General features: G+C 36.2%; 3 protein-coding genes, 2 tRNA genes, 1 rRNA gene and 2 pseudogenes. 3 read left to right on the forward strand and 5 right to left on the reverse strand.

Annotated features, from left to right (window positions below):
• The first annotated feature begins 153 nt into the window (after window positions 1-153).
• Window positions 154-1,896 (forward strand): annotated as a pseudogene (locus BN1082_RS23775) (ABC transporter ATP-binding protein).
• Window positions 1,897-2,282: 386 nt separating this feature from the next.
• On the opposite strand, the gene BN1082_RS23780 reads toward BN1082_RS23775, so the two are convergent.
• A complete protein-coding gene (locus tag BN1082_RS23780) occupies window positions 2,283-3,902 on the reverse strand; it encodes an ABC1 kinase family protein (RefSeq protein ID WP_090639167.1) in 1,620 nt (539 codons plus the stop codon).
• Between the two features lie 640 nt (window positions 3,903-4,542).
• Here BN1082_RS23780 and hcp point away from each other — a divergent pair.
• Entirely contained in the window at window positions 4,543-5,652 is a 1,110-nt protein-coding gene (gene hcp / locus BN1082_RS23785; RefSeq protein WP_090639169.1) for a hydroxylamine reductase, read from the forward strand.
• A 135-nt stretch (window positions 5,653-5,787) separates the two neighbouring features.
• Here the strand turns inward: hcp and BN1082_RS23790 are convergent, their stop codons facing one another.
• Entirely contained in the window at window positions 5,788-6,324 is a 537-nt protein-coding gene (locus tag BN1082_RS23790; RefSeq protein WP_090639172.1) for a sugar O-acetyltransferase, read from the reverse strand.
• A gap of 97 nt (window positions 6,325-6,421) precedes the next feature.
• Here BN1082_RS23790 and BN1082_RS23795 point away from each other — a divergent pair.
• Window positions 6,422-6,601: pseudogene (locus tag BN1082_RS23795) on the forward strand (helix-turn-helix domain-containing protein); the annotation flags it as partial.
• A 223-nt stretch (window positions 6,602-6,824) separates the two neighbouring features.
• Here the strand turns inward: BN1082_RS23795 and BN1082_RS23800 are convergent.
• The 3 genes from BN1082_RS23800 to rrf all read right to left on the reverse strand — a co-directional run bounded on the left by BN1082_RS23800 (window position 6,825) and on the right by rrf (window position 7,144).
• Window positions 6,825-6,895: transfer RNA gene (locus tag BN1082_RS23800), tRNA-Ile, on the reverse strand.
• Between the two features lie 9 nt (window positions 6,896-6,904).
• Window positions 6,905-6,978, reverse strand: a tRNA-Met gene (locus tag BN1082_RS23805).
• 49 nt (window positions 6,979-7,027) lie between these two features.
• A 5S ribosomal RNA gene (rrf, locus tag BN1082_RS23810) occupies window positions 7,028-7,144 on the reverse strand.
• Between the last annotated feature and the right edge of the window lie 5 nt (window positions 7,145-7,149).

The raw sequence follows: 7,149 nt of genomic DNA on the forward strand, positions 1-7,149 counted from the left end.
GTTTACAATATATATATCAAATATGAGGAGGTAATTACATGAAAAACATGACAAATAAAACCACAAAAACATATAAGGGTGGAATAGAGTTATAAAATAACCAGTGTCGCCCTTGTATGTGTTTATTTAAATAACACAATAAAGGGGTAAATCATGAGTTTCTCATTTAAAAAATTTCTATCCTATTATAAACCGTATTTAGGATTGTTTGTTTCGATATTGGCATGCGCTTTAATCGCATCAATGATATCTTTGGTGTATCCGTTACTTGTTCGGTACATTACAAAAGATATTCTTATTGATGACTTGTCCAATGCGCTTACTGAAGTATATTGGATTGGTGGGCTAATGCTCGTTTTAGTCGCTATCCAGAATATAGGGAACTTTTATGCCGACTACAAAGGGCATGAACTTGGCGCTCGAATGGAAAGTGATTTGCGAAGAGATCTGTTTATGCATATACAAAAGCTTTCTTTTAGCTTTTTCGATAAGGAAAAGACAGGTCAACTCATGTCAAGATTAACAACCGATCTACTTTGGCTTTCTGAACTGTACCATCACGGGCCTGAAGACCTTATCAAACATTTCGTTCGCATAATTGGGGCATTTATCATTTTGTTCTTTATTAATGCACCGTTAACAAATACAGTATTTTGCTTTGTACCACTCTTGGCTGTTTTCGGGTTGTATTTTAACCAGGTATTGAATAAAGCTTATACAAGAAACAAAGAGAGAATTGCGGACGTAAACGGACAAATAGAGGATAATCTATCAGGAATCCGAGTAGTAAAATCATTTGCAAATGAATCGGTAGAGATCGAGAAGTTTAACAGCGAAAATGATCGTTTCTTTGAAAGCAGAAAGAAAACATATAAAGCTGAAGCATACTTTTATAATAGTCTAGAAACCATTATCCAATTGATTACAATCACCGTAATCATCTTCGGTAGTGCTAGCATCGCAGGTAACAAATTAGATTTAGCAGATTTAATAACTTTTTTATTGTATATCAACCATTTGATCGAACCAATTCAAAAACTGATTCAAGTGAGCACGATGTATCAAGACGGATTCACGGGATTCCAGCGTTTTATTGAAATCATGAATGTGAAACCTGCAATTGAAAACTAACCAAACGCCGTGACCTTACAAGAGATACATGGAGAACTAGAGTTCAAGCATGTCTCTTTTCGTTATGAAGAGCATTCGAAAGATGTATTTACAAACTTATCGCTTCGAGTAGAACCAGGTAAGTACATTGCCCTAATTGGTCCGTCCGGTGTCGGAAAAACTTCATTATGTTCGCTAATCCCTCGCTTTTATGATGTAACAGAGGGGGAATTGTTAATTGACGGCATCAATGTACGGGATATCGATCTTCAGTCATTAAGAAAAGCGATTGGGATTGTCCAGCAAGATGTTTACCTTTTTGCAGGCACCGTGATGGAAAATATCCGCTACGGATACCTAAGTGCAAGTGATGAAGAAATTATTGCTGCAGCTAAGCATGCAAACGCGCATGAGTTTATCATGAGTTTGCCAAACGGCTATCATTCAGAAATTGGGCAACGAGGTGTCAGACTATCGGGTGGGCAAAAGCAAAGACTAAGTATCGCACGTGTATTTTTGAAGAATCCACCAATTCTCATTCTAGATGAAGCAACAAGCTCATTAGATAACGAGAGTGAAAGTATTGTGAAGGAGTCAATAGAAATGTTAGCTAAAAGACGAACAACCATCGTCATTGCCCATCGCCTTTCTACAATCCGCAATGCTGAGAGAATACTCGTTTTAACAGAGAATGGTATTGTAGAACAAGGAACACACGATACTCTACTTAAACACGCCGGAACATATGCTAAACTGTATGCGAAACAGTTTGATTTACAAGTATAAACACTATAAATGAAAATCGGCCCCCTCCTAAAGGTGGAGCCGTTTTTTTATTTCTTCCGTGACTATCCTATAATCCATAATATTTTATATTTACTATTTCACTGTTGAACTAAACTGTAACAAAAAAGCCACCAATTATGGCAGCTGGATCTTCAAGTAACGCCACCCGATAGTTTAAGTGGAATCCTTCACAGTCTTTTCTACACCTTAATATTACTCCAATCCCTAATAAGTGTTGTTCCAGAATCCTGTACAATACAAAAAGACGCCTTCTTATTCAAGAAAAGCGCCCGATTCTTGAATAAGCTACTGAACAATTGCTTATTTCACCTTGTCAAAAATCTATCATACAAAGTCGAAATGTTAAGGATAGCTTTACATTTATCCTATTCTCTACGTTTTTCATGCATGAACTTCATCCATTTTTTCAGTTTATAACTACAAATAAAATACCCAATAAAAGTGACGACTGTTACTCCAACTGACAGGGTCGAAATGAGTGATTGAGAGGTATAGATACCTGCTGCTATTCCTATAAATCCAAGTAGTGTTAATTGAAATAACTGCTTTTTAGTATTTTCATAAATCATAAATTGAAATTGTCTTCTTTGTTCGATTTCCTTTAAATGTTCTATTTTTTGTGGTGCATTTAAAAATTCTGTAACAGAATGAATGATCTTAAAGACAGGTTGTGATTGAATCCATTGCCACACGAATGACCATTTATTTCCTTGTTTGCTCAACCACTCCATGAAAACTGGTTTTCCTAAGTCCACGAGTTCCCACTCTGGAGCCAGATTGCGGATATTCCCTTCCATTGTTACGATAGAACGGGCTAAAAAGACAAATCTTGTTGGGACCTGAATGGGTAGGGCTCGAATCATATCATTCATTTCCACTTTTAATGCAATCAAATCCATTTCCTTTAATTGAGTAGGTTGGAATAACATGTATTCAGCTAACAGCCGTTCAATCGTTCTTGACTCAGCTTCAGGGAGCAAAAATCCTAAATGAGACATGCAATCAACGGCTTTAGCATAATTTTTAGAAAGAAAGCTTTCAATTAACCCTTGAATATAAGCTGAATCTTTTTTGGTGATTTCCCCTATCATTCCGAAATCAAGTAAAATGATTTTTCCTTCCTTTGATATAAGAACGTTTCCTGGATGCGGGTCAGCATGGAACATACCAGGCTCAATCCATTGGGGAAGGAACACTTTGAAAAGCCTTTGAGCCAGCTCCTGCCGACTCACTGCTAACTGATCTAATGCCTCCATATTAGTGAGCCGTATTCCTTCTACCCACTCCATCACCAGTACATTTGAAGTACTAAGTTCAGAATACACAGAAGGAATTTGTACGACATCCATATCTCTAAATCGATCTCTAAAAAAAAGTATGGTATTTAGTTCCTTTGAATAGTCAAGTTCTCGTTCAATCACTTGTTTTAGTTCCTTAAATAGGACTTTAAAATTAATAAACCCTTTAGGAATAGGAACTAGGTGATCAGCAAACCAAATAATGATACTTAAAATACGGAAATCCGTTTGTACAATCGAATCAATATTAGGACGCTTTACTTTAATCGCAACCTCTGTTCCATCTTGCATCACACCTTTATATACTTCACCAATAGATGCGGAAGCAATTGCGGTTTTTTCAATAGATAGAAAGTGTTGATGAAGAGACTTTCCCCATTCAGTTTCAAGAATTTCCTGTATCTCATTCCAGTTAGAAGGGGGAACTTTATCTGTAAGATCTTCGATTTGACGTATAAACGCATTAGGCAGCAAATCGGCACGAGTGCTCAGAATCTGTCCGATTTTGATTAGCAAACCTTCTAATTCAAACAGTGTTTTTCGAAACCGATCTCCTATTTCCTCCCAAAGTTTTTCCCACTCAGCTTTAGGTTTCCTTCGAATTTTATACCAATAAATTTGAAGGAAAATAATAAAGAACACAGAAAGCACCTTTGACATTCGAACCAGCTTATTTTTTATTTTCATTATTAATCCTCTCATTTTTTTAACTATTCTGCTATCGTTAATTCAAAAATACAAAGTTTCCTTTCTCGCTTCAGTTTTTTCAACAGTCAAACATAAAAAAATGAACATGAAAGTAGGATTGCATTTGATGCCTCATATATGTTTTCCAAAAAGCTAATCAAAAGTTCATCTCCCTTCTTAGCGTTAATACCAATTATTTCAAATTAACTTTATTCGTGCAATAAGTTATTCCGTTAAATGGCCTGATTGTTAAAAAAAACTAATGACGATTATTCAATTAAACTGCCACGTTACTTTAAGTACAAATTTTCACAAGCTCAAATTTATATTCAAATAAGGTCCTAAATCTTACTGATAGCTCAATTTAAACCAAATATTTTGTATTCAACTAGGTGTTTAATTCAAACCGTATCCACTTGTCCTTTTTGTCAAGAAGTGTTCAAATCTTTTTGACTTGTTTATGAACAGATTCATAAAGAACTCCAAATTTAAAATTAATGAATTTATAATAACAATGTAAATTAGTTGATTATATTGTTAATTGCTTATGATACTTATTCAATAATTCACATTAAATAAGAGAAAGTGTTTATTGTAGAAAAATTAGAAATCAAAAATCATTCACTGGAGGAAATTATAAATGAGTATGTTTTGTTTTCAATGTCAAGAAACCTCAAAAGGAACAGGATGTACTGTTGTTGGAGTATGTGGAAAAAAAGATGATTTAGCAAATATGCAAGATTTATTGATTTACACGATTAAGGGAGTAGCGATTGTGAATACAATGGCTCGTGAAATCGGGATTAATCAAAAGAAAACAGATCAGTTTATCATAAATGGTCTTTTTATGACGATTACAAATGCAAATTGGGATAAAAATGAATTTTTTAATACAGTAAGAGAAGGATTAAAGCTCCGGGAAGAAATTAAAGCGGCAATCAGAAATGCAGGGTACACTTTAGACAACAATAGCGATTTTGTCACTTGGTATGGTGAAACAAATAATCAGCTTGAAATGAAATCTGCTTCTCAAGAAGTTAGTATTTTAGCTACAAGAGATGAAGATATTCGTTCATTAAGAGAGTTAGTGACTTACGGTTTGAAAGGAATGGCTGCATATTTAGAGCATGCGGCAAATCTTAGCTATGAAAATGAAGAGCTATCTGCGTTTATGCAAAAAGCACTTGCAAAGATCACAGATGATTCAGTAAGTATGGAACAATTGATTGAACTTTCAATGGAATGTGGAAAGTACGGCGTTCATGCTATGGAGCTTTTAGATACAGCAAATACATCAACATATGGTCATCCTGAAATGACGAAAGTAAACATTGGTGTACGTCAAAATCCGGGAATTTTAGTTAGCGGTCATGACCTGAAAGATATGGAAGAGTTATTAAAACAAACGGAAGGCACGGGAGTAGATGTGTATACACATAGTGAAATGCTTCCAGCGCACTATTATCCAGCATTCAAAAAATATGATCACTTTGTCGGTAACTACGGAAATGCATGGTGGGAACAAACTCGTGAATTCGAGAGCTTTAACGGTCCGATTTTAATGACAACAAACTGTATTGTACCACCAAAGGAATCTTATAAAGGAAGAATGTATACAACTGGGGCAACTGCTGTTGAGGGTGTAACCTATATTCCTAAAACAACTGACAATAGATTTAGCGGTGTTAAACCCATTCTTAACGAAGCATCAAGGAATGTGGTTTTTTTATTTATATTTAAAAACACTTAATAATGAGTTTGTTGAACAAAACTGCCTCGTTAGTGGAACAAGCAAAAAAGCCGCCGAAGCAGCTGGTGATCTTCAACTCTTGCACCCGTTACTTTAAGTACAATATTTCACAATCTTTCTTGGAACATTAGAACTTTATATACTTTTCAGTATCTTCGCTGGATTCCCCGCCACTATTGAATTAGTAGGTACATCTTTCGTAACAACAGAACCAGCAGCAATAATTGAATTATTACCAATAGTGATTCCAGGTAAGATAACACAACTGCCCCCAATCCACACATCATTTCCTATTGTTATTGGAATCGCATAACCACTCTTGTTTCTATCTTTAGGTTCAATTGAATGACCCGCCGTGTATAGTCCAACATTAGGACCAATCATACAGTTGTCACCAATCCTTACTTCTGCCATATCTAATACAGTACAGTTATATCCAGCATAGAAGTTGTCTCCAATGTGGATGTTGTATCCTAAGTCACAGTGGAAATTATGCTCAATACTCGGATTTACTACGACACTTCCGAATATTTCCCTTATAATTTCATCTTTTCTTTCTGAATCTTCGATTGGACAATTGTTAAACTCTTGAACAAGTTTATGGGCAATGATATTTTTCAACCTTAGTTCATCCGTACCTTGTTCGTAGTAGATTTTCTCTTTATCCTCCATATCTAGTCTCCTTTCTTCAGTTATTTATAAAATATCACATTTTCTTCAAGTAACCTGCCCAGTCAGTTTAAGTGAAACACTTCATAAACAGTCTTGGATTCAGGCTGCAAGGAAACGAGGGAAACATCCTGGAAGACCGAAAACCGATGAGGAAAAGGTTAATTATGCATTGTATCTTCTGGAACAAGGGATAAATCGTACGGATGCTGCAGAGAAAGCTGGTATCTCTAGAATGACTCTGTATCGTAAGATACAAAACAATAATGAGACTAACTAGGATCTAGGGGTAAGAGGTACTTGTGCAATGTCTACTTTGCCTCTGGTTACAGGAACGCTGTACTGGGCCTAAAACGTAAAAAATAGTTGCAAACAGTTGCATTAAAGCAATAAAAGCCCACTCATTAACGAGTGGGCTTGTTTTTCGTTTTCTGACCTAATTGCTAAAAATAACGATTAATCCAATAAATCCAAAAATAAGGCGGATTATAGTTATAAAAATATGGTGGTCCTAAATGGACTCGAACCATCGACCTCACGATTATCAGGCGTGCGCTCTAACCAACTGAACTACCAAACCAAATTGCGGAGGCAGGATTTGAACCTGCGACCTTCGGGTTATGAGCCCGACGAGCTACCAGACTGCTCCACCCCGCGACGATAATAAGTATTGTCTATTGACAATAACAAGAAAAATAAACTAACAGCCTGGCAACGTCCTACTCTCACAGGGGGATAGCCCCCAACTACCATCGGCGCTGAGAAGCTTAACTTCCGTGTTCGGTATGGGAACGGGTGTGACCTTCTCGCTATCGCCACCAGACTATT

This window comes from Neobacillus massiliamazoniensis, from assembly GCF_001048695.1.
GTDB classification, from domain to species: Bacteria; Bacillota; Bacilli; order Bacillales; family Cytobacillaceae; genus Neobacillus; species Neobacillus massiliamazoniensis.